21 protein-coding genes and 1 other RNA gene are annotated in these 23,188 nt (G+C 51.5%); 15 read left to right on the top strand and 7 right to left on the bottom strand.

All coding sequences use genetic code 11. From position 1 onward, the window contains the following. Window positions 1-96: 96 nt before the first annotated feature. The 4 genes from fni to mvk form a co-directional block, all read right to left on the bottom strand. On the bottom strand, window positions 97-1,137 hold the full coding sequence (gene fni / locus ACKTSF_RS03110) for a type 2 isopentenyl-diphosphate Delta-isomerase (protein ID WP_407886538.1): 1,041 nt from the start codon (window positions 1,135-1,137) through the stop codon (window positions 97-99). An 11-nt stretch (window positions 1,138-1,148) separates the two neighbouring features. Further along, a complete protein-coding gene (locus ACKTSF_RS03105) occupies window positions 1,149-2,222 on the bottom strand; it encodes a phosphomevalonate kinase (RefSeq protein WP_407886536.1) in 1,074 nt (357 codons plus the stop codon). Between the two features lie 69 nt (window positions 2,223-2,291). Then, window positions 2,292-3,275 (bottom strand): diphosphomevalonate decarboxylase, encoded by a 984-nt coding sequence (mvaD, locus tag ACKTSF_RS03100; protein ID WP_407886534.1) that lies wholly within the window; start codon window positions 3,273-3,275, stop codon window positions 2,292-2,294. Continuing rightward, the gene (mvk, locus tag ACKTSF_RS03095; RefSeq protein ID WP_407886532.1) at window positions 3,272-4,210 is read right to left on the bottom strand and encodes a mevalonate kinase; all 939 of its coding nucleotides are present in this window, start codon (window positions 4,208-4,210) and stop codon (window positions 3,272-3,274) included. The genes mvaD and mvk overlap by 4 nt, the downstream gene beginning before the upstream one ends. Before the next feature lie 353 nt (window positions 4,211-4,563). On the opposite strand from mvk, the gene ACKTSF_RS03090 reads away from it, so the two are divergent. The 4 genes from ACKTSF_RS03090 to ACKTSF_RS03075 all read left to right on the top strand — a co-directional run bounded on the left by ACKTSF_RS03090 (window position 4,564) and on the right by ACKTSF_RS03075 (window position 10,100). Then, on the top strand, window positions 4,564-7,407 hold the full coding sequence (locus ACKTSF_RS03090) for a helicase C-terminal domain-containing protein (RefSeq protein ID WP_407886530.1): 2,844 nt from the start codon (window positions 4,564-4,566) through the stop codon (window positions 7,405-7,407). A gap of 48 nt (window positions 7,408-7,455) precedes the next feature. Continuing rightward, window positions 7,456-7,959 (top strand): cell wall elongation regulator TseB-like domain-containing protein, encoded by a 504-nt coding sequence (locus tag ACKTSF_RS03085; RefSeq protein WP_407886528.1) that lies wholly within the window; start codon window positions 7,456-7,458, stop codon window positions 7,957-7,959. Window positions 7,960-8,073: 114 nt separating this feature from the next. Then, the gene (locus ACKTSF_RS03080) at window positions 8,074-9,249 is read left to right on the top strand and encodes a pyridoxal phosphate-dependent aminotransferase (RefSeq protein WP_407886526.1); all 1,176 of its coding nucleotides are present in this window, start codon (window positions 8,074-8,076) and stop codon (window positions 9,247-9,249) included. 152 nt (window positions 9,250-9,401) lie between these two features. Then, on the top strand, window positions 9,402-10,100 hold the full coding sequence (locus ACKTSF_RS03075) for a DnaD domain-containing protein (RefSeq protein WP_407886524.1): 699 nt from the start codon (window positions 9,402-9,404) through the stop codon (window positions 10,098-10,100). Between the two features lie 92 nt (window positions 10,101-10,192). Here ACKTSF_RS03075 and ACKTSF_RS03070 read toward each other — a convergent pair whose 3' ends face one another. Then, on the bottom strand, window positions 10,193-12,526 hold the full coding sequence (locus ACKTSF_RS03070; protein WP_407886522.1) for a transglycosylase domain-containing protein: 2,334 nt from the start codon (window positions 12,524-12,526) through the stop codon (window positions 10,193-10,195). 30 nt (window positions 12,527-12,556) lie between these two features. Then, window positions 12,557-13,165, bottom strand: coding sequence for a Holliday junction resolvase RecU (gene recU / locus ACKTSF_RS03065; RefSeq protein ID WP_407886520.1), 609 nt, complete (start codon window positions 13,163-13,165; stop codon window positions 12,557-12,559). A 194-nt stretch (window positions 13,166-13,359) separates the two neighbouring features. Here recU and ACKTSF_RS03060 point away from each other — a divergent pair, with 194 nt between their 5' ends. The 10 genes from ACKTSF_RS03060 (at window position 13,360) to ACKTSF_RS03015 (ending at window position 21,437) form a co-directional block, all read left to right on the top strand. Continuing rightward, window positions 13,360-13,929: an SLOG family protein gene (locus ACKTSF_RS03060; protein WP_407886518.1), complete on the top strand. Its 570-nt coding sequence runs from the start codon at window positions 13,360-13,362 to the stop codon at window positions 13,927-13,929. 54 nt (window positions 13,930-13,983) lie between these two features. Next, window positions 13,984-14,337: a cell division regulator GpsB gene (gene gpsB / locus ACKTSF_RS03055; protein ID WP_020089276.1), complete on the top strand. Its 354-nt coding sequence runs from the start codon at window positions 13,984-13,986 to the stop codon at window positions 14,335-14,337. A 19-nt stretch (window positions 14,338-14,356) separates the two neighbouring features. Beyond that, window positions 14,357-14,736, top strand: an RNA gene (gene rnpB / locus ACKTSF_RS03050) — RNase P RNA component class B. 734 nt (window positions 14,737-15,470) lie between these two features. Next, window positions 15,471-16,616: a THUMP domain-containing class I SAM-dependent RNA methyltransferase gene (locus tag ACKTSF_RS03045; RefSeq protein ID WP_020089277.1), complete on the top strand. Its 1,146-nt coding sequence runs from the start codon at window positions 15,471-15,473 to the stop codon at window positions 16,614-16,616. Between the two features lie 6 nt (window positions 16,617-16,622). Further along, window positions 16,623-17,003, top strand: a complete 381-nt coding sequence (locus ACKTSF_RS03040) for an HIT family protein (protein WP_407886516.1) — start codon at window positions 16,623-16,625, stop codon at window positions 17,001-17,003. Window positions 17,004-17,552: 549 nt separating this feature from the next. Continuing rightward, window positions 17,553-18,896: an ammonium transporter gene (locus tag ACKTSF_RS03035; protein WP_407886514.1), complete on the top strand. Its 1,344-nt coding sequence runs from the start codon at window positions 17,553-17,555 to the stop codon at window positions 18,894-18,896. Between the two features lie 139 nt (window positions 18,897-19,035). Further along, entirely contained in the window at window positions 19,036-19,224 is a 189-nt protein-coding gene (locus ACKTSF_RS03030; RefSeq protein WP_407886512.1) for a hypothetical protein, read from the top strand. A 94-nt stretch (window positions 19,225-19,318) separates the two neighbouring features. Next, on the top strand, window positions 19,319-20,401 hold the full coding sequence (locus tag ACKTSF_RS03025; protein WP_407886510.1) for an acyltransferase family protein: 1,083 nt from the start codon (window positions 19,319-19,321) through the stop codon (window positions 20,399-20,401). Then, window positions 20,398-20,868, top strand: coding sequence for an 8-oxo-dGTP diphosphatase (locus ACKTSF_RS03020; protein ID WP_407886508.1), 471 nt, complete (start codon window positions 20,398-20,400; stop codon window positions 20,866-20,868). The genes ACKTSF_RS03025 and ACKTSF_RS03020 overlap by 4 nt, the downstream gene beginning before the upstream one ends. A gap of 224 nt (window positions 20,869-21,092) precedes the next feature. Next, window positions 21,093-21,437, top strand: a complete 345-nt coding sequence (locus ACKTSF_RS03015) for a hypothetical protein (protein ID WP_407886506.1) — start codon at window positions 21,093-21,095, stop codon at window positions 21,435-21,437. 53 nt (window positions 21,438-21,490) lie between these two features. Here ACKTSF_RS03015 and ACKTSF_RS03010 read toward each other — a convergent pair whose 3' ends face one another. Then, entirely contained in the window at window positions 21,491-22,156 is a 666-nt protein-coding gene (locus ACKTSF_RS03010) for a CPBP family intramembrane glutamic endopeptidase (RefSeq protein ID WP_407886504.1), read from the bottom strand. Between the two features lie 186 nt (window positions 22,157-22,342). Between ACKTSF_RS03010 and ACKTSF_RS03005 the strand changes: the two genes are divergently transcribed. Continuing rightward, a complete protein-coding gene (locus ACKTSF_RS03005) occupies window positions 22,343-22,867 on the top strand; it encodes a TetR/AcrR family transcriptional regulator (protein WP_407886502.1) in 525 nt (174 codons plus the stop codon). Window positions 22,868-23,188 lie beyond the last annotated feature (321 nt).

The following is a 23,188-nucleotide window of genomic DNA, read 5'->3' as shown; positions in this document are numbered from 1 at the left end:
AAAATCCCCATAGCACGGCAACTCTGGCTTTAACAACCACGTCTGTCCTGCTATGGGGATTTTCTAAATTCTAATATTTGTAAGGGACAAAAAGCTTTACTGCGTTAGTCCACGTTGTCGACAATAACTCTCTAATTCTGGCGACAAAAGTAGTCGCTGTTCCCGGAGCTCCGCCAAGTTGTGGGTACCAAGCAATGTCATGATCGTCTTGAGTCCAGTTTGCCAATCCAACAGCATCTGAGTGGTCGTGGCCTCATCGGTCTTGATCAGACTGTGCAATACTTGACCAGCACTACCGACGACCGATGCACCTAACGCCAAAGCCTTAGCCGCATCGAGTGGTTGACGAACGCCACCGGTCGCGATGATTGATAAGTCGGGCACCAGCCGGGTTTCCAACAGGGACTCTACAGTCGATTGTCCCCAACCCGCCAGGTAGTTCAGTTCCTTTTCCGGCCGGCGGAAATTCTCGATTTGGGCAAAGTTGGTGCCACCACGGCCACCGAGATCTACGAATTGTACCCCCACGTTGGCCAATTGTGCCAACGTCTCGTGAGCCATTCCGAAGCCGACTTCCTTCACGATAACCGGAACGTCGAGTGCGGCCACGATTTCACCGATTTCATCCAACCAGTGAAAGTCGCGGTCGCCCTCGGGCATGACCAATTCCTGAGCTACGTTGACGTGAACTTCCAGGGCATCGGCCGCCACCATGGCCACGGCCGCCCGTGCTTGGGCTACCGAGTGACCGGCACCGATGTTGGCGAAGACCAGACCGTCGGGATTATTTTCCCGTAACACGGTAAAGGTCGGCACGGCTGTAGCATCCTTAAGGGCAATACTCTGTGAGCCACTGGCCACGGGCATTCCCGTAGCAGCGGCGATACGCCCCAACGTGGCGTTGACCTTGCCCGTCCGCGGACTCCCACCGGTCATGGCTTCGATCATTAAGGGTACAGGGAGTGTCAGTGGCCCTAACTGCGTGTGTAGGTCCACGTCACTGACCGCCATTTCTGGCAAGCTCTGGTGTACGAAACGCAACTGGTCGAACTGACTGGCGGCGTGTTCCTGATAGAATTTTTCAGCCAGCGAAAGGTGTTCATCCTTCCGGTGGGCGTGGCGGGATAGTTGTGCCATAAGTGGTCTCCTTACTCAATCACGTGATGGACGTTTAATTTTAGCGGTTCAATGCCGCGATGTTCCCATTCCCTCAGCAGACTAGCTAGATCATTGGCGGCGTTGATGATGACGATACCGCAGTCACCACCACCGGCACCAGAGGACTTGGCCGCACCGCCGATGTGAACGGCGATGTCACACATGGTCTTCAGCAGCTCGGTCTCGATGGTGACGTGGCTAAGATTGGCGAGTTGGTTCAGCAGTTGCCGATTAATGGCAATTTCTTTTTGAATGGCATCGAGGTCCTGATCGTGGAAGCCGACGATCATGCGCTGCAGGCAGGCTTTACTATCCCGCAGAAAGGCGTGGTAGTCGTCGCGTCGGGTGGCCTTAAAGAGGGCGACTTTGTCGACTAAATGAGAGGTGGAAGCTGGTGTACCAGTCCATCCAATCATCAGGCGCAGGGATTCTGGCGGGGTCAGCAGTTCAATCTGTAGACCGGGCCAATCCATAGTCAACAGGTCGGTCAGACTAATCTCACGCCGTGCGGAGGCTAGCCAGTCGCGGTCGAAGGCTTGATAGGCAATCCAGCCGCCATAAACGGAGGCGGCAATGTCACCCAAGGAGCCGTTGCCCTGAACGTCCAGATGGGCGATGGCGGCCAATTTGAATAGGCGATCCTTAGGCATGTCGATGTTGTAGAATTGACACAGGGCCTTCACAGTCGCAACAGTCACGGCAGCGGAAGAACCCAACCCGTACTTCTTACCATCGGCGCTGTCGAGGTCACTGTTGACGTTCAAATGATAGATGGCCAGCGGTTTGCCCAGTGATTGGGCATACTGTTCGGTCAAACGAATGGCCGACAGAATATAGTGGAAGGGGTTATCCCGGTTGTCAAAAACGAGCTCGGTTCCCTGGCGTTGCCAGTAGAGGGAGTTCTCTTGGTATTGTTTGGAGGCGATACGCCCGTAATCGTGGCTAGCATTAATTGTGACGGTCACAAATTGATTCAGAGCCACAATAATGGCCGGATATCCCGGCTCAACCACGGCGTATTCGCCAGCAATATAGAGTTTTCCGGGTGCTTGCGCGGAAATCAAAAAATCAGGTCCCTTCTGTAACAGTTAATATTTTTAATGGTTTATCTTTGTTTTTAACGCATAAAGTGGTTAGGATTCAGGTGAAAATCGGATGCCAGGACCTGGATGAGCGACGATAACGTTGTCGCTCCCGAATTGCCGGGCGAACCGGTCCTGAATTGCGGGGACGTCTGCCGCCTGACAAAAGGCCTTCAGGTTCGGACCAGCATCCAGGGTGTAGTAGCATTCCAGACCGGCTGCCCGGAGACCCCTGACCGTCTGCATGGCGAGCAGAGTGTCACCGTTGAAGTAACTAAAGGGTGGTCGTGCGCTAAGCGTCAGGGCGTGCATCCGCATGGCATTGGTCTCCAATGTTTCTCCCATCGTCGTAAAATCTTGGGCCCGAATCGCCGGCTTGATGGCGTCGAGGTCATCAGCGACGATCTGTTTCCAAGCCGGATAGAAAGGCGAAGTTCTCACGCTACTTTGCATCCCTTGACGCGAGCTAACCTTCTTGTGGTGGGGATCTAAGACCAGCGCCACCACAGCGATTGGCCAAGTCACGTTTTCAACCAGGGGAACCGCGTAAGAACTACGATCATCGTGACCGGCTTGCCATTCGACAAATCCACCAAAGATGGAGCGCGTGGCGGAACCGGAGCCACGCCGCGCTAACCGTGACAAGGCAGTTCGGTCGAGAGCCATTCCAGCGGCTTGACTGGCGGCACCAGCTAACGCCGCAAAAGCGGAGGCCGAAGACGCTAAACCGGCGGCAGTCGGCACGTGATTCACGGAAGTTACTCGCGCGAAAGAGGTGCGCGAAGCCTGTTGGCGCACCAAGTTGAGAAAGTTATGTACTTTTTGGGCGGCCACCGGCGAGAGTAACTGATCGTTAACCGTGACTTCGTCGGCACTTAGCTGGTCATCGAATGTGACCGTAGTATCCGTGTAGAACTGGTCGAGGGTGAGTGAGAGGCTACTTGTTTGGGGTAGCATTAGCTCGGTGTCGGCCTTGCCCCAATACTTCACTAGGGCGATGTTGGTATGCGCTCTTGCGGTTACGGTTGTGTTCATTCGGGTTCCTCCTCTAGATTGAAGGCTTCGATCCACGTTGCCGTGGCACCAGCAGCGACCAGGCTTTTCTGGACGCGTTGGGTAGTGGTCAGATCGGGACACAGGGCAATGAGACAGCCACCCATGCCACCGCCAGTGAGTTTGGCGCCTAGTGCACCGTTGGTTGTCGCCACTCGTGTCAGGCGATCCAGTTCGGGTGAACTGACCCCCAAGCCCCGTAATTGTGTCTGAGCCTCGCTGATGATGGCGCCCAATCGATTTAAATCAGGCTCGGCCAGCGCCGTTCGCGCATCAGTACTCAAACGCCCCAATGTTTTAATCTGTAAGTCCGTTTCGGCTGGCAGGGTCGTCTTCCGTCGAGCGACGGCAGCAACCGCTTTCCCGGTCTGGCCCTTGATCCCACTGTCGGCAATCACTAAGTAGCCCTGTAAGGCAAACGGAATCTGCGTGGTTTCCTGATGAGGGACGAACCAGATAGGGACGTCCGAACTAACCGTTGCGGCATCGATGCCACTGGGATTCCCATGGGTGATCTTTTCGGCAATCTCAGCGTTGGCAAGTAACAGGTCGCGATTCAACGGACGGTCAAAAAAAGCGTAGATGGCCCGGGTGATCGCCACGGCAACGGCCGCGGAAGAACCCATGCCACGTTCGGCCGGTAGATCACTGGTAATATTCATTTCAAACGGTATTTCGTGACCGTCAAAACGGGTGAGTAAGGTGTCAATCAACTTGGCAACGCCAGCTAGGTTTTGACCCAACTGGGCAATGGGACCGTCGAAGTAGCGGCTAGTCAACCATTGCCCGGCAGGCATCGACCGCATCGCAACGTTAGTCGTTACGGATGGTAGTGGCAGGGCAATCGCAGGCTGGCCGTAGACCACGCTATGATCGCCGATAAGAATAATTTTGGCATTGCTTTGTCCGCTTACCATTCTCCCCAAGGTCACTCGCTCACTTTCTTCATTAAATTTCCTACCAGAATATCATACTCTACTGATTGGTATTGCGCTAGTTTTGCCACCGAAAATTCGCAAATCCACGAAAAATTAACCCTTTCTATAGAAATTTTTCCGGAAAAGCGTCAAAATCTGGTCGAAAAAGTCGGCAGTCTGTTGTCACGTGCGGTCATTGCGGTAAGCGCGTCATTGAGAAGAGTCATGACTGGCGCTGTAAACAACAAATGTTTAAGTTCAATTAGACTGAGACCGTAGTAGCGCTACTGGCGCAAGTGGTGTATCATAGTGCCAGTTATTAACGCAATTGTGCAGAAATTGGTGAGCATATTATGGATAAAGACACGGTTTACGCGGTGGTCGATATCGAGACTACCGGAACCAGTGTGACAGATGGCGACCGCATTATCCAGATCGGGTGCGTCTTCGTCCAGCATAATCAGATTATTAATCACTTTGAGACCGATGTGAATCCGTTACGGGAGATTCCCGCAGCTATTTCACGGTTGACGGGGATTACGAACAAACGGGTTCGACACGCGCCGCTCTTTGACGACGTTGCCGCCACGTTGTATAGCCAGTTGACCAACACGGTCTTCGTGGCCCACAACGTTAACTTTGATTTACCCTTTATCAATGCGGAATTTGCCCGGGTGGGGTATCCGGAACTGACGATTGAAGGCCTCGATACGGTATCGCTCAGTCAGATTCTGCTTCCTACGGCGGCTAGTTTTCGTCTCCGTGACCTGAGTGGCCTTTTTAACATTGAACATGACAATCCGCACTCTGCGGACAGCGATGCCAGTGCTACTGCAGAACTCTTTATTTTTCTCTTTCGACGGCTACGGGCCTTGCCTATGGTGACGCTGCAACAGATGATTGACTTGCACCCCGAGCTACCGCTACAAACGGCGGCACTTTTTGACGTGGCAATGCGGTTGAACAATGAAAAGCCACGAAAACTGCCGGATTATTTGTACGTTAAGAATGGCTTAGCTCTGCGTCACTCCTCAGCGATACCGGCAACGACCTTGGCGGAACCAGTCAAGTATCCTAAGACCAAGAAACAGAAGCAGAAACAGATGCCGGACAACCTGGAATGGCGGCCGGAACAGGCTAAAATGATGAATTACATCTATAACAATTATGCCAATAGCGATCAGCATCCAGTCAAGCAGATGATTGTCGAGGCGCCGACTGGGATTGGTAAGAGTTTGGGGTACCTGTTGCCGATGGCGTATCTGAATCAACAGGGGCCAGCGGTCGTGATCAGTACCGCAACGACACTCTTGCAAGAACAACTGTTGGATCAGACCTTACCATTGCTCAACCAGATTGTACCGTTCCAAATCAATGCCGTGTTGGTTAAGGGGAGTCGGCACTACCTTGATCTGCAGAAATTTGCAGCAACCTTGAAAGTGGCTGAGACTTCGAAGCAAACGCAACTATTGAAGCTCCGATTGCTGGTTTGGTTGACGATGACGACGACCGGTGACCTAGATGAACTGCATTTGGCTACGTATCGGGCACCTTACTTTCAGGAGGTCGTCCACGAGGGCGCGACGCGTGAGGACAATCCGTTCTATGAGGATGATTTCTTACGGCGGCGGGATCAGCATATGACGCAGGCACAAGTGATCATCGTGAATCACGCCTACCTCAGCGAGCATGCCAGTGACCTGGGTGAGCGGCTTGATCGGCCATATTTAGTGATCGATGAGGCCCAGCATTTGGCGGAGAACACGTTGCGACAACGGCGGACGCAAATTAAATTTGCTCAGTTGACCAACGGACTACATCATATGCAACGCGACATCAACCGGGAAATTGGACCGAGTCTTCTAGCACTGTTTACCGGCGATACGCAGGCGACCAACACGTTACACCGGTTGGTTCGGCTGAGTGAAGAATTAGAAGGCACGCTGAATCAGCTGGTCAATCACTTGTTCTTGGCCTTTCTCGCCCGACAGCGGGGGAATAATCAGAATCAAACGATCGAAAAGTTAATTCCAACCGAAGAACTCGATGCCTTACGTCCCCAGACCGATCCATTGGTCGCAACGATTGTGGCCGACACCACTGAACTGTTGGCCGAGTTGGGCGGGTTACGGCAAAGCTTCGATCGGCAGCAGGATCGCTTCTCGGCATCCGAACGTCATTTATTCGAACAGGTCGATATACGAATTCATCAGTTTGATGACGAAGTTTCGCAGCTCCAGGACATTTTCGCACAGGTAACGAAGACCCATACGGCCAGTCTCTTTTGGGTGACCATCAATCATGTGGGTGATCGTAACAGTTTACAATTTGCAAGTGGTTTGTTGGCCACTGAGGGCTTCCTGCGTCGGCAAATTTACGCGCACTTCCAACCGGTTCTTCTGACCGGGGCGACCCTCTTTTCTTCCGGTCGCTCACAGTACATCCTAGATCAATTCGACTTGGATCGGGACGAGACGGTGACTCACCGGATGCGGTCAAGCTTTGATTACGGCGATCAGGCCCAATTATTCATTGCCAACACGGGTCCCGAACTGAGTCGAGTTGCACCAGCGAACTACGTGGTCTATCTGACCGCGGCAATCAGTCAGATTGCTGGGGCCGTTAATAAACAAACGTTGATTTTATTTAATTCCTTGAGTGTCATCGAAAAGGTTTATCAACAACTGGTCGAGCAACCCGAGTTTGCCCAACGGGAAATTTTTGCCCAAGGTATCAGCGGAAGTCGTGAACGGATTGCCAAGCGATTTGCTACCAGTCATGGTGCCATCTTGTTAGGGGCAGCTAGTTTTTGGGAGGGCATTGATCTGCCCGCCGAGCAACTGGAACTCCTAATTGTGACGCGATTGCCATTTGACTCGCCGGACCGAGTCTTCGTGAAGGCTGATTACTCACGATTAGAGGCGGCGGGGAAGAATCCGTTCTACAATGCGGCCTTACCAGCGGCTACCCTGAAGTTACGCCAAGGGGTGGGCCGGCTAATTCGGACGCCGACGGATCGCGGAGCCATTGTGATCCTGGACCAACGGTTGATTGAGCGGCATTACGGCCAGAGTATTCTGCGCGCCCTGCCGGCTGATTTGCCACAGACAACTGGGGATGTCACGGCTATTTCCCAAGGTTTAGTTAATTTTTTTGAAAAAAAGCCGGTGAAGCCGACGACACCACCAGAAGTTTGATATAATTGGACAAGATTGAATTCTGACAAGGGAGTACGATGGAAATTGATGAGACAACAATATCAACGGCGCCGGCGACCACGGCATTGGGTGTTACTCAGTGTGTTAATCGTGATCCTTGTGCTGTTGCTGAGCGCGGGCTACGTGATCAATAAGGCAACGAAGCCCCTCAGCCAAGACCAAATACGAGCCGAGTCAGTTGCTAAGAAGTCTGGCCATCTGACCAGCACCAGCGGGTTTTACTGGACTAATCTGGATACGACTTACTACACAGTCGCCGGAAAGGATAAGTCCAAGCAGGCCGTGTACGCGATTGTTCCCAAGTCGGGGAATAATGTGACGGTTCTCAAGCAAAGCGATGGCCTTTCACGGAATGCGGCCCTCAAACGGGTTTGGAATCGGAATCCGAAGAAGGTGCTGTCGGCGGCGTTGAGTCTGTTTAACGGCAAACCAGCTTGGCAGATTAGCTACCTGAACAAGAGTGGCAAGCTCTGTTACCTGACCTACCAATATAGTAATGGTAAGGTGCTACAACAAATTTCTAATATCTAATTGTGAGGATCAGGTTGGCGGTTGCGTCGTCTTGATCACCGAACAAATGCCACCCGCACAACACTCTTGTCGTGCGGGTGGTCCTACATAATCGTTTAACGGAGGCGGTTTCACATGCAATTGTCTAAGCGAGCTTCAGCGGTCAGTCCCTCAGCGACGTTGGCAACCGGTCAACGGGCGCAGACCTTACAAGCGCAGGGTATTGACATCATTAATTTAAGTGTTGGTCAACCGGACTACGCGACACCACAAGCCATCAAAGATGCGGCGGTCACAGCAATTCAGGCCGACCAAGTCAATGGCTACACGGCAACGGAAGGGGTCTTACCCTTACGCCAAGCCATTGCGGCTAATCTAGCGGCCTTACATGGGATTCAGGTCGATCCCAGCCAAGTGGTTGTGACGACCGGTGCTAAGATGGCCCTCTATGCGTTGTTCCAGGTGCTCTTGAATCCTGGCGATGAAGTTCTTTTACCGGCGCCTTATTGGGTTAGCTACAGTGAACAAGTCAAGCTGGCCGGTGGTCGGCCGGTTGAGGTTGCGCCAACGCCCAGTCTCAAGGTCACGTCTGATCAGTTAGCTAGCGCACTCACGCCAGCGACCAAGGCAATCGTGTTGAACTCACCGCAGAATCCGAGTGGGACGACCTACACGCGGACTGAACTGCAAGCAATTGGCGACTTCGCGGTGGCTCACGACCTGATCGTCGTTGCCGATGAGATCTACGGGGAACTGCTATATGATCAAACGACTGCGGCGCCTTCTATGTTGGGCATTTCGTCAGCCATTGATGCGCACACCGTTCTGATCAACGGGGTCTCGAAGACTTACGCGATGACCGGTTGGCGGATTGGCTTTGCCGTGGCAAATACGACGATTGTGGGGGCACTGAAGACGGTACTGTCCCACATGACGGGCAATCCGGCGGCCGTGAGTCAGGCGGCGGCCACGGCGGCCTTGACGGGCAGCCAGGAATCAGTTGCGCAGATGAAGGCCGGGTTCAAGCAGCGACGTGATGTCATTTATCCGCAATTGAATGCGTTGCCCGGTTTTGAATTGGCCAAGCCGGCCGGTGCCTTTTACTTCTTCCCCGATGTGACGGGGGCGATGGCTTTAAAGGGGGTAACCTCGACTTCAGAATTCGTCACGTTGGTTTTGAATGAGGCCCACGTGGCAACGGTCACCGGCGAGGCTTTTGGCTTACCGGGGCACATTCGGTTGAGTTACGCGACGGATCTGGACACGCTTCAGACGGCGGTGGATCGGCTCAAGGCGTTTATGAATGATTAGATTAATTGCTTAAATGACCAGTGTGTTGAAAATAGTTGTGGGGGACGATCGGACTGCTAGAATAAGGGTTCGGTCGTCTCTTGCTGTCACTCAGGCCGAGAGAGTCTTGTGTGCGTTAAAAAGCGGATTTTTAGAATTAAGGGGGATCTTTCATGGAAGACTTTACACAGCGATACATTCAAGATGGGCAGACAAGCATTGCGAACTATCTGCTCGACCACTTCCGCGAGGTGGGGATGACGACCGATCAATTGCTGGTGTTTCTGCAATTGCGGCGTTACATGGATCGCGGACAATCGATGCCCGAGGCCGATGTCATGGCGGTCCACTTGGGTTGGGACAAGCAGCGTGTCTATCAGATTCTTCACGAGTTGATTGCCAACAAGCTCATGGTGATTACCAGTGTGCCGGATGGCAACGGTCAGAAGCGCGACGCCTATGATTTCAGGTTGTTGACGGAGAAGTTAAGTCAGTTAGCCGTACAGACGACACAAAAGGAAGTCAAAGCGGCGGTGACCAACGACCGGTCGACCGTGTTTAATCAGATTGAGACCGAGTTCGGTCGGCCACTGTCCCCCCTCGAAATGGAGAGTATCAATCAGTGGCTAGACGACGACCATTATCGCCCTGAGTTGATTCAGCTCGCCTTAAAGGAAGCTGTATTGAGTCAGGCCTACAGTCTCAAGTACATGGATCGCATCCTGTTGAACTGGGAAAAGAAGAACTTGAAAACGGCGGCACAAGTGCAGCGTGACAAGGAACGGCAAAACCCGCGGCCATCGTCGAAGCCGGCCACAACGCCGGGCAATGATATTCCAGACGTTCCGATTTTTAAATTAACGGATAACTAAAGCTAACACGGCTCGGTACTACTAGCTAAAAGAGCATCGCCATTCAATCTCGTTTGAGATGAATGGCGATGCTCTTTTTAGCTAGCTGTAACTTAATTATTGTTATCTTTGTTTTGCGTGGTTGTCGCGGATGACGTGGTTGTGGAGCTTGAGTTAGTCGTGGTACTACTATTGTTGTCATTGCCATTACCGCCGCCAGGGGTCTGTTCCGTACTGGAAGATTCCTTGCTGGTGCTGGATTCAGTAGTGGTGGATGACTCGGTCTTAGAGCTACTTGAGTTGGTCGTGACTTGTCCATTACTACTGTAAGCCGAAGAACTCGTGGTGTTCGTGGACCCATACTGGCTGGTAGACGTCGTATCCGTGACGGTCCCCGGATGACCGGTAACGTAGTACTCGGTCTTGCCGTTTTGCGTGGTCTGGGTGACCGTGCTTGGCTTGGTCCAGTTAGAGTTGGTACTCTTGGTAGCCAGATAACTCATGGTGTACTTGTAAATTTCTTGCGCGATCGTAGTCTGTGTTTCACTAACGTAGTGGCCAGTCTGGAACTGCTTGTCATAACCGGTCCAAACAGACACAGCGTAGTTCTTGGTGTATCCGGTGAACCAGGAGTCCATCGTAGCCCCGTCTGGAACCTTGTCCGCGTAGTCGTCAGGGTAGGAGTCCGTCCCAGTCTTCCCGGCTTGATAAAGGCCAGAAATAGCGGCGGAACGACCGGATCCATTTTCGTTAGTCATGACATCCTTCATCATATCAGTTAGCATGAAGGCGGTCGCTGCACTCATGGCACGTTTACCAGTCGAGGCGTAGTTGTGAGCCTTACCATCTTGCGTGACAACCTTGGAAACCAAGTAAGGTTTGTAGTACGTTCCACCGTTGGCAAAGGCGGCATAGGCCGCAGCCTCTTGTTCGGTTGAGATGTACAACCCAATCCCATTTTGTAAGGTCAACGTCTTATCAAAGGACATCCCTAAACCGTCCAAGAACGTTGTGGCTTTTTTAATGCCCACGTTTTGCAACGTTCGAATAGCGGGAATGTTCCGTGACTCGTAGAGCGCCTTACGCATGGTGATGGTTCCTTGATACTGTCGGTCCCAGTCGTAAAGGCTCTTAGTCGTCCCAGGATACGTAAATGCCGTATCCTTTACGGGTTCGTACGTCGGATACTTGAGGTATTCGATGGCTGGCCCGTAGTCCATCAGTGGCTTAGCAGTCGAAGCGCTGGAACGGTCGGTCTGAACGGCACGGTTTAACCCGAAGGTCACATTTCCTGTCTTCCGACCACCGATCATCGCGACAACTTTCCCACTGTTGGGATCAACGATGGTCGACCCAACTTGGAACTTGCTTGAAGGGAAGCTGACGTAGCTACTGCCGTTGACGATGTTGTAGAGTTTCTTTTGGGCACCCATATCGAGGTTGGTATAAACTTTCAAGCCACCCGTCGTCGTGTTGTAGCCCTTGGCCTTCAGCTCGGCATAGACTTGCTTGAGGTAGGCGTCGATGACCTTGGTGGTTTTGGCGCTGGCCACTGCGGTTGATTTGTGGGTCTTGGACAAGCTGGCCGTGACGCTGGTTGCTTTGGCCTGTGCAGCCTGTGCTGAAGTGATGGCGTTGTTCTTAGCCATAGCATCCAACACCATATCCCGCCGTTTCTTGGCTAATGCTGGATAGGTGGTTGGGTCATAATTGGTTGGTGATTGCGGCATCCCGGCTAGCATGGCGAGTTGGGCGAGGTCTAGGCTCTTGAGATTCTTGCCGTAGTAATACTGCGCGGCGGTCTGCATCCCGTAGACCCCATTCCCCATGTAGACCTTGTTAATGTAGTATTCCAAAATCTGATTCTTAGAATAGTTGTGATCGACCTTCAAGGCCAACCAGGCTTCCTGAGCCTTCCGCTTGAGCGTTCGGTCCGAGGCAGCCGTGGAGAAGACGGACAGCTTGACCAGTTGTTGCGTCAGCGTACTCCCACCTTGCATCCCCAGTGAGGAGCCAGTGACGTTAGCCAGTGCGGCCCCGACGATTCGGATAGGGTCGACCCCGTTGTTCTTGTAGAAGCGACGGTCTTCGGTAGAAACGACGGCTTGTTTCAGGCCGTCTGGAATGTTGCTGGACTTCACGTAGCTCCGGTTCTGGGCCCCAAGGCGCGAGATGACAGCACCATTGGCATCGTAGACTCGCGTAGACGCATCACTGGATAACGCGGATTGCGAAATTTTGGGAGCACTCTGCGCGTAGAAAAAGAACAGACCGGCGCCAAACAAAATTCCTAAAACCCCGATGGCGACGATGATGAAGAGCACCCGGCGGAAGGTTCGCCAACCCTTATGCGGTCGCTTAGGTCCGCCGGATTTGCCGGTTGGACTCGGGGTACGCTCAGCGTTGCGGCTCATCCGGGTCTCTCTGGTTGAATTGTTACTAGACATGGTAATCTCCTTTACGTTTAAACGTGTCAGCTACCGCTTTAGTAGCTGGTCCACGGCGTTAAGATAGGGCACCGGCACTTGGAGCTGCGCGGTGAGCTTGATACCACTAGCGGCGATCTCCGTGTAGGGGATGGACTTGCGCCCACCGTTAGCTTGGTCATCCCAGAAGTGAAACAGATCCTCAGCGGGGTACAGATAGGTCTCTTGCCGGCTAACGAATTTGATAATAGCAAAACAGATACCGCCTTGACCCGTGCAGGCTCGCATATGATCGATCTGGTGTTGATGGAAATTTTTGAGTGGAAATGACCCCTTGTTTTTCGTTTCCTTGGCGTCAAAATCCAGGTAGTGTCCTTGGTAGACACCATTGTAGTCGGTGGTCGATGCCGTGCTGAAGTAGGCTTCCTTGATGACCGCCGCACTTCGCTTGGGGTAATCGACCTTGACGATACGAATGGGGGTCGGTTTCTTGTGAACGACGGCGAGCCCATTCGTCTGATAATAGGTATTACTCTGATTCAATTCCTCTTCCAGCGTCATACCCCGCTTACCGTAGTTGGTGTAGTGGCTGGCAAACTTGGGCCGCGTAACTGATGTTGGCGCTTGGTAGGCATTCCCATTGGGATACCGAATAGTCATCGACTCCTCACTCCTTATTGAAAGCTGGCTTTCATTTGTGGCCCAGTTATTGACATTATACCAAGGTGGCCGCGAAATAAAAACTCCTAAACGTTCGGTTAAGAATTGTTTTCCTCTAATTTAAAGGTTTTTAATTGCTCTCACTCTTAATTTTCGCTACACTTAAATAGACCAGTCAAAAGGGGGGGAGTGTGGTGAGTCGACTTTGGCTAACGGGTTATCGGAACTATGAACTGAGTGTTTTCGGGAATCAAGATCCGAAGCTCTTGGTCATCAAGGACACCCTGCGCAAATTGTTGATCAATAAGGTAGAGTCTGGAACGGATTGGCTGATCACAGGCGGTCAGCTGGGCGTTGAACAATGGGCCGCTGAGGTTGGTTTGAAGCTCAAGGCAGACTATCCGGAGCTGAAGGTCGCCATGATGACGCCGTTCGCCGAGTTTGGTGGCAATTGGAACGAAGGCAATCAGGCCCAGTATGCGACCCTGGCCAGCCAGGTTGATTTTCACCAATCCGTTAGCGAGCAACCCTATCATGGGCCCCAACAGTTAAGAAACTATCAAGAATTTATGTTGACCCATACAGACGAGGCCGTAATGGTATATGATTTAGAGGTTGAAGGGAAGCCTAAGTATGATTACCGCGCCGTGACGCAGTTTCAGGAGCAGCATACTTATCCCCTAACACTAGTTGATATGGATTGGTTACAGGAAAGTGCCAATGAATATCAAGAAAATTTAAATAATGGTTCCCAAATCGAATGAAAACTGGTATTATATTAATTGTCGGTTTGATAAGACAACGAGGTGTAAAGATCAATGGAAAACGTTAATTTCACTCCCAAGGAAATTTTGCAAAAGCAATTTCGACAAAAGATGCGTGGTTACGATCCAGATGATGTTGACAGTTTCTTAGACAACGTCATTAAGGACTACGACACCTTTGTTAAGGAGAATCAACGGCTTCAAGATGAAAACGAACGGTTATTGGCGAAAGTTGACGAGCTCACGAAGCAAGTGCAAGTGGGCGGTAGTCAGCGGCAAGCTTCGACGACCAGCCAACCCACTTCAAGTGCCACTAATATGGACATTTTGAAGCGGCTCTCCAATTTGGAACGGCACGTTTTCGGTTCACAATTAGATAATGATCCAAACGAGTCACATCGTTTGTAGAATTATAAAGACTGGTGTAAATCCTGAGTAATCGCGGTCGGCTTTTGTCGGCTGAGGAAAGTCCATGCTCGCACAGACTGAGATGTCTGTAGTGTTCGTGCTCGGTGAAAAAATAAGCCGGGGGACGTTAGAAATAACGTTACGGCGGGAAAACACGGCTACGGCTTCGGCTATGCCCTAGTATCCCTGAAAAGTGCCACAGTGACGATACGTTTAAGGAAACTTAGGCGGTGGAACGCGGTAAACCCCTCGAGCGGGCAACCCAAACTTTTGGTAGGGGCGCTTCACATATGGAAATGAACGAAATGTGGGGGGAGAGGAAACTCTCGAGATAGATGATTACTGCCAGTCAGTCGTTTGCCTGAAACGACTGGGTGGTACAAAACATGGCTTACAGGGATTTACACCATGTCAGGTGGGTGGGAGCTTGCTCCCACCCTTTTTTTAGACATTAAAACGGGGTAACCCCCTCTGATTGGTGGTAAAATCTAAGTGTATGAGATTTTATCACAGGATCAATAGTGACAGAATGACTGTCGTTACAACCAGTCTGAGCCTAACATTAAGCAACTTAAGCCAGTCACCGCCTTACCGGCCGGCAGATATGGACTGGAACGGTGCGAACACAACTTGAAGCCTCGAAAGTACCGAGTCTCCAAGCTTGGTTTTCTACTAAGCCAGTGGGGAAATCACCCACTAACTAAGAAGAACGACGCGCCTGAGCCCATATCTGCCGACCTCTCGGCTTACTTAGTTGTCCTGAGGTGGCATAACCAGATGATGCCTACAGAAACGTTATTGATTTACGCTAAACGTTAGCACTTATCTGGGATGCAACGTTTAAAATTGACATGCACGTTCGGAGCCGGAGGCAGCCAGGGATGGAGCTAGCCGTGTCGACGATGTTAGTCGGCGTTTTTTCCGGCTTACATCGTGGGACGACCTGAGAGACGCCTGAACTTGGTGGCTTTCAGGCGAGCTGGAAGCCTGTCCTTTGGCTGGAAGCGTTCCCCACAGCAAGCGGAATCCTTGGCTGCTGGAATGCGGCTGGTTTCACTGATTTAGCTGTGATAATTCCTACTGTGGCAAAAGTAATGTGCACATTTAGAACAAGTGTAAATAAGGAGGATTTTATGAAGAAATTTCATTTATATGCCGCAACCGCTAGTGGAATCGAAGCCCTAGCTGGTCGTGAACTACGTGACCTGGGCTATGAGACGCAGGTTGAAAACGGTCGGGTTCGCTTCGACGGTACGATCGAAGATATTTTACGGGCCAACCTTTGGCTACGGACGGCCGACCGCATTCGGATCATTGTGGCCGAGTTCGATGCCGTGACCTTTGATGAATTGTTTGAAGCCACAAAGGCCGTTGCTTGGGATGAACTGTTGCCGATGGACGCAGCTTTCCCGGTTGAGGGCCGTTCAAAGAAGTCTCAGTTACATAGTGTGCCAGATGCCCAAGCTATTGTGAAGAAGGCGGTTGCAACCAAATTGGCTGCCGTCTATCACCGACGGACGCGAATGCCTGAAACCGGTGCTAACTATCCCTTGGAAGTCATGATCGACAAGGATCACGTCATGCTGACGTTGGATACGACTGGCCCGAGCCTCTTTAAGCGGGGCTATCGGGTCGGCAAGGGTGGTGCGCCAATTAAGGAAAACATGGCCGCAGCCTTGATCGCTTTGACCAGCTGGCATAAGGACATGCCGTTCTGGGATCCCGTGTGTGGGTCTGGGACGATTCCTATCGAAGCGGCACTGATCGGCCGGAATCTGGCCCCTGGTTTCAATCGCGACTTTACCTGCGAACACTGGGACTGGGTGCCACAAGAACTCAGCGACAAGGTTCGCGACGAAGCCGATGCTAAGGCCGACTACGACACGCCCCTCCAGATCTTCGGGAGTGATATCGATGAGAACATGGTCGCCATTGCGAAGAAGAACGCCGAAGAGGCTGGACTGTCGCAAGACATTACGTTCACCCAATTGGCGGTTCAAGATTTCAAGACGGATTTGGAACACGGAGTCATCGTCGCCAACCCACCTTATGGGGAACGACTGAGCGACCAAGCCAGTGTACGGGAACTGTATACGCAGATGGGCAAGGTCTTCAAGCCTTACACCGACTGGTCCAAGTACATCTTAACGGCCGATTTGGAGTTCGAACACTTCTACGGCCAAAAGGCAACGAAGACTCGAAAACTTTACAACGGGGCATTGCGGACGGATTACTTCCAGTTCTGGGGTAAGCGTAAGCCACGGCAACACAAGGAGTAGATTGGTGTGATCAAGACGGATTGCGTTTTTTGTCAGAAAACGGATATTGTGCTTGAAAATGAGTTAGCTAAGGCGTTTTGGGATAACCATCCCGTACGTGAAGGACACCTCTTGATCGTGCCCAAGCAGCACTACGCCACGTACTTTGAAGTGCCAGCAATCACCAAGCAGGCGTTGGACGATCTGCTGATGGCGGCTAAAGACCTGTTAGATGAACGTTACCATCCGGCTGGTTATAATATTGGGATCAACGTCAATCCAGCGGCGGGGCAAACGGTAATGCACGCGCATATCCATCTGATACCGCGGTATCAGGGCGACGTCAAGGATCCCCGTGGTGGGATTCGCAAGATGATTCCACACGCCGTTAAGGGTTGGCTGAAATAAGAATTGAAATGGAGAGGTCGTTCGGTGTTGTCAAGCGCTGAACGACCTTTTTAAGGTACACGTCTGAGGGTTGAAGGCTCTAAAATACCCATTATGACTGTTGCCAACAACGATACTGAGATTAAAATTAGGCAGCGTCGTCTAAACCAGCCGGCTTACCGGTCACCAAATTTAGGCTGGAACGCTGTGAGCAGGCTGCAGGTGGTTCCCACAGACGCCGGAATCTCTGGCAGCCGCAGGTGGTAATTTTCGACTAATTTTGTGGATTAAAACTCTGTTAGCTGGGGCTCTCTAGGTGTACTTGGACTTTCGACCTTCAGGTATACGGTGAAAACGGGTCGTTATCTTTCCTAACATATTTTTAAAATTATGTCAGGAAAGATAACACATCCAGCCGGTTTAGCCGGAACCAAGTTAGACCAAAGTCCTAAAATACCCTCGTTAGTAAGTCAAAACCGCAAACAATAGGCCAAAGTAAAGTCAGTGGTGGACGTAGACCATTTTTAATGTTAGGATTTATGACATTAAGAGATAAAGAGGGCGTCGTTGATGAATCTTGCAAACACTGCATTCGTTTTAATTGCTAGTATCCTGGTCTTATTCATGACTCCGGGACTGGCCTTCTTCTATGGTGGGTTGGTTTCCGAAAAGAACGTGGTCAACACCATGCTGTCGGTCTTCATTATGACCGGTGTGGCAATCTTGCTGTGGATCTTCTTGGGTTACAGCATGGCTTTTTCTGGTAATATCGCTGGAATCGTGGGTAATTTACACCACGTCTTTATGGCTGGGGTCAACCTGACCAGCTTGACGGCGACCCACATTCCAGTCGGGGCCTATTCCTTATTTCAAATGATGTTTGCTATTATCACCCCGGCGCTGTTCGTAGGAGCAGTTGTTGGTCGGATTCGATTTAAATTTTTGCTGGTCTTCCTGATTGCTTGGTCGATCTTCATTTACTACCCCATGGTTCACTTAGTTTGGAGTCCGCTGGGCTGGCTAGCTAAGTTAGGTGTTTTGGACTTTGCCGGTGGGACTGTCGTTCACATCAATGCGGGGGTCACAGCACTTGTGCTCTCAGCTTGGTTGGGACCACGGCTGTCTGGCAATCGGGACAACCCGCATTATAACCTACCTTGGGTTTTGCTGGGAACGGCGATTCTCTGGATCGGTTGGTATGGATTCAATGCCGGCAGTGCTTTGGCCGTGAACGGTGTCGCTTTACAAGCGGCCATCACCAGCACGGTGGCGACTGCCATGGCCATGGTGACCTGGATGTTTCTGGATATCTGGACCACGGGTAAGCCAACACTGGTGGGTGTCTGTACCGGGACTCTCTGTGGGTTGGTTGCGATTACGCCAGCTGCTGGCTATGTCACGATTATGGGTTCGGTAGCTATCGGCTTGATTGCGACAATGACTAGCTACGCCTTCATTCGTTTATTGAAGCCTCGGTTGGGCGTGGACGATGCACTGGATGCCTTTGGCTGTCATGGTGTCAGCGGAATTGTTGGAAGTATCTTGACGGGGGTCTTTGCGACCAAGGCCGTTAACCCAACGATTGCTGAAAATGGGTTAGCCTATGGTGGCGGCTGGCATTTGCTAGGTGTCCAGATCCTAGCGACAGTCTTCACGATTGCCTTTGTGGCTGCTCTGGGCTGCTTACTGATCGTTGTCCTGCGGCGGTTCATGCCGATGCGGGTCACAGCTGGCGAAGAGGAGCTGGGACTGGACCAAGGTGAACACGGTGAGCAGGCCGACTACGCAGTTGGCCTGAGTGAGCGCCTCTCGGAATTCCAGCCAGATCAGGCGCGGTACGCTTCTGAATTCCGTGGGCAGTTGCAACACCTGGATCACCCACTACCGCAGTCAAATCATGACAATGAAAATTAAGTGAAAGCACCTGGAAAGGCGGCCAAAAGTTAGTGACTTTATTAAGCTTGGTCAAAGTCATTGTTGTTTGCGCGGAGACCTGCTAAACTATGGATGTGGTTAGGGGCCACAGAAAATAAAATAGCTTGGGGGAAGCAATATGACAAAAGACATGGTTGCATTGACAGTCTTGGTCGTGCTGGCAGTCGGGTTCTTGAGCCTGGTGCTGGTATTAATGAAGTCACCGCTATGGATCGTATTTCCACTGGCATTTGCCGGCTTGGCAGCGGTCTGCTACAGCGTTGACGGACTAGTTGAAAAATTTAAAAATCACGAACGCGAAGCTTAGTTAAAAGGAAAGAGGCCAGTGAGCCTCTTTTTTTCGTCTTTACAGAGTTACGTCTCGATTGCTAAAATGGAAAGGGTAAAGGCGATGACGGTAAGTGGAAAATGAAGAATTAAATGTGGCGGCCGATGGCGGCGACTACCTGAAGGTCTTTGCCTGTACAGCGGTGATGCTCCAGTCCGTCCTAGGTTTTGCTCTGAAATTGTCGCAACCGGTTACGATCCAACACGGTTTGGCGTGGGCCTACTTGCTGGTGAAATTTACCGCGCCAGCGTTTATCTGTGGCATCCTACTGACGACCATGCGAATGACGGCCCGCCAGCAACCAACCTATCGGCATTACCTGAGGCAACAGTGGTCGGCATTGTTTTTACCGACGATCTGCTGGACACTGGCTTATCTGCTGATCTTCCCGGGTTTACAACAACACGGGGCTTATCACGATGGACTGAGCTTTGCCTGGCAATTTGTCAATGGCAACGCTGCCCCTCATCTGTGGTATAACACGATGATGTTACAAATGATTTTCCTAATGCCCCTCTTTTGGGGAATACGGCAATTACTTCATGGCCGTTGGGCGGCTTGGTGGACGCTGGGACTGACGGCGATTGGTTATCTCGCGTGGATTGCTTGGTACATGCTGCGAGTTTACCCCACGGCAAAATTTACAGACTGGTATCTCTTAGATCGAATTTTTTTGGGATTTTGTCCGTACGCGATTCTAGGGATTTTAGCCTGGTACGGTTGGCCAATAATTCAACGACAACTACAGCACTGGTGGTGGGCGCTGCTGGTAATGGCTATCGCTGCACTGATTGGTCAGGAACGAACACTACTAGTCTGGCCCTTACCGGTAAGTTTCGCTCATACCAGCTATTATTTGCCGGCTACGGTGATTTACATATTAAGTGTCATTGGCCTAATTTTAGCGTTGACCGGTCGTCAACAGGCGCGGCGTTCTTGGTGGCTACCGGTGATTCACCGGTTGGCCGGGTACGCGTACCCCTCGTATTTAGCCAACGTCTTTTGGCTACAATTGATTTGGCTGTTGGGTGGTGCAGCACTTACCCGCCAACATCCGCTCATGGGAATAGCGAGTTGCTACCTATTGACGTGGTGCTGGTCGTTTGGATTTACGGCGATCCTAGATAAGGCTTTGAAATGGAGGAAAACGAGATGACAAGAACACAACCGGTAGAATTGGTGACGATGGTGATGGTGACAGATCCACAGACGGGCAACGTGTTAGTAGAAGACAAGGTCAACGTTCCCTGGAAGGCGGGGCACAGTTTTCCTGGTGGCCACGTGGAGGTCGGCGAGAGTTGTGCGGCTGCGGCCATCCGCGAAGTCGTCGAGGAGACCGGGCTGTCATTGACGGCGGTCGACTTTTGTGGGACCTGCGAATGGTTCAGCGCCGACCGGCAACAGCGAAAGTTAGGCCTGCTGTATCGGGGCCACCAATTTACTGGCGAAATTAAGGCGAGCGAAGAGGGCCCCATTTATTGGTTTGATCCACAGAAGCTGACCGTCGAAAACAGTGCCGAGAGCCTGCTGACGCTACTACGGGTCTTTCGTGGCGAAGTGCCGGCCGTCGCCAGCGATGACTGGGACGGTAAACTTCACGTCGACGCGAGTCAACAGTTGTAAACGAGTTCTAAAGGCATGATTCAAGTTGTGTTCGCACCGATCCAGCCCGTATCTGCCGGCCGGTAAGACGATGACTGGACGATATTGTCTAATTTTAGGCCCGGTATCGTTGTGACAACAGTCATAATGAGTTTTTTGGGGGACTTTCAACTTTCAGTTTAGCAAGTTGAAAAAAATCGCGTGAGTCGCTACACTAAAGGCAGGTTCAAAAGGAAGCGATAATCGTGAAATCCATTAAGGATACCCAACGCTGGTACGGGTATTTCTTTATTGCGCTCAGTGTGGTGGCGCTACTGTTGGCGGCGATCACGGGAGTGGCCCTGTTTCAGCGAGCTCTCTTATTGACGACAGCGTTAACGTTATTGGTCTACGGCCTCACGTATGAAGCGAGGATCACCCGTGACTGGTGGCGGGTACTGCTGGCCGTCAGTGCGGTGGTGTTGATTTTAGACGTTGGCGTGACATTTGCCACGACGACGGCCTTAGTAACACCCTTGCTGAGTTTCTTGTTGCCGCTGGTATTTCTGGCCGTTCTGCTGGGCTACTTGCGGCGCTACATCAGTCGTTAATTTAAAAATCTCGTCCCCATTTCTGGAGGCGAGATTTTTTTGCATACCGATGATTAGGCGAATAGCGTGACTAAAATATCCCAAGTCATGTGCACGATGATTCCCGGCCACAGAGATCGACTCTTGGCATACAACCAACCGAAGAGGGCCCCGAGGGCGGTGACGGTGATCAAATTACCCACCCAGGTCATCGGACTCATTGCTGGGACCGTGGTCAGGTAGCGTGGAATGTGGAGGCTGGCAAAGGCCAGTGCCTGAATCAAGTTAGCCTGAGTCAAACTGAACTTTTTGAGCAAGACGTTGAAGAAGTATCCCCGAAAAAGGAACTCTTCAGCCACACCAACGACTAGGAAATACCGACCCCAGTATTCCGGTGTGAAGCTGGGACTGACGCGCAGGCCATGATGAACGACCCAGAACTCGACTAAGAGATAGACCACGATTGCGGCCCAGATCACGTAGCCTGCTGTAAAGTGCCAGTTGGGGCGCCACTGCTCGCGACGACCAATGGCTAATTCTTCGGGATGGGCTTGATGAAGGAGCCAAGCGGCAGCACCGATCCAGACGATGAGCTTGATGGCGTCGAGGGCTAATTCCTCTGGCCAACCGTTCAGGTGATGCTCGATGGGGGAATTTAAACCAACTTGGACGATTAGCCAAATCAGCCAAAAGATAATGACTTGCAAGGTAAAACGACGAGTAGAAATGGTACGTGACATAGACGGCACTCTTTTCTAAAATTAGGTTTGATTTTATTATAAGGCTTTTGATGGGAGAACGGTGTAAAGCTTCTGTAAGGATTCACAAGCTCATCGAGATGTTATCACTGTTTACATTAAATGTAAACAGTGATAACATAAGACGTGAATAGTGATAACATCAACTTCTAAGGAGTGTGAGCAATCGTGGCAAAACAACCCTACCATCGGCAAAATCTAGCAGCGGGTATCGCACAGCAAGCCCGAGTTCAATTGGAGAATGAGGGCGTTGCGCAACTTTCTCTGCGTCAGATCGCCCGATTTTTAGCAGTAACGCCCGCCGCTGTTTACCGGCATTTTCCAGACAAGGCGAGTCTCCTGACACAGCTCCGCACAGATATTGTGGCGGAAATCACGGCCGCCTTACGGGAAGGCGTCTTGGATTCGGCCAACGCAGCGGACATGCTCCAGCGCATGGTGGCAAATCTCCTGGAATACGCGCGTCAGCATCCCAATGCCGTGGCCTTTAGCCTGACTGGGCCGCTACCCGTGCCACAAAGTTTGCAGACGGTGGTGACCTTACTGGCGACCCAGCAGCAGGTTACGACGTCGGTTGAGCAAGTCACACCCGCCGTCTGGACGTTTTTATTAGGTGTTTTACTGCGGCTGCCATATACAGAAATTGATGAAGCGTGGGTGACAGCGCAATTACTGGCACTGCTTTGGGCGTGAAGGCTAGTGGTAAAACAAAAAATCAATGTTTCGCGGGTCACTACGGATGCGTTGGAAGGCATTTATAATGGTATTGAAGGTTGAAAGTCCCAATGCACCTAGAAAGGCCCAGCTAATCGAGATTTAATCCACAAAATTAGTCGAAAATTACCACCTGCGGCTGCCAGAAATTCCGGTTATGATTTGTTCTTTAACCTGACATTGCCGTGACGATCGCTGAACTGGCAACGTTAATCTACGATGGTTGGTCGCTGTCTACGCAGGCGTGAGTGAGCCAAATTTAGGCTCAGCCGTGGCATTTTCCAAGCGGGTCAACTTGGA

This window comes from Levilactobacillus muriae (assembly GCF_045862015.1).
In the GTDB taxonomy this organism is placed as follows: Bacteria; Bacillota; Bacilli; order Lactobacillales; family Lactobacillaceae; genus Levilactobacillus; species Levilactobacillus muriae.
This window is presented reverse-complemented; position numbering and strand designations above follow the sequence as displayed.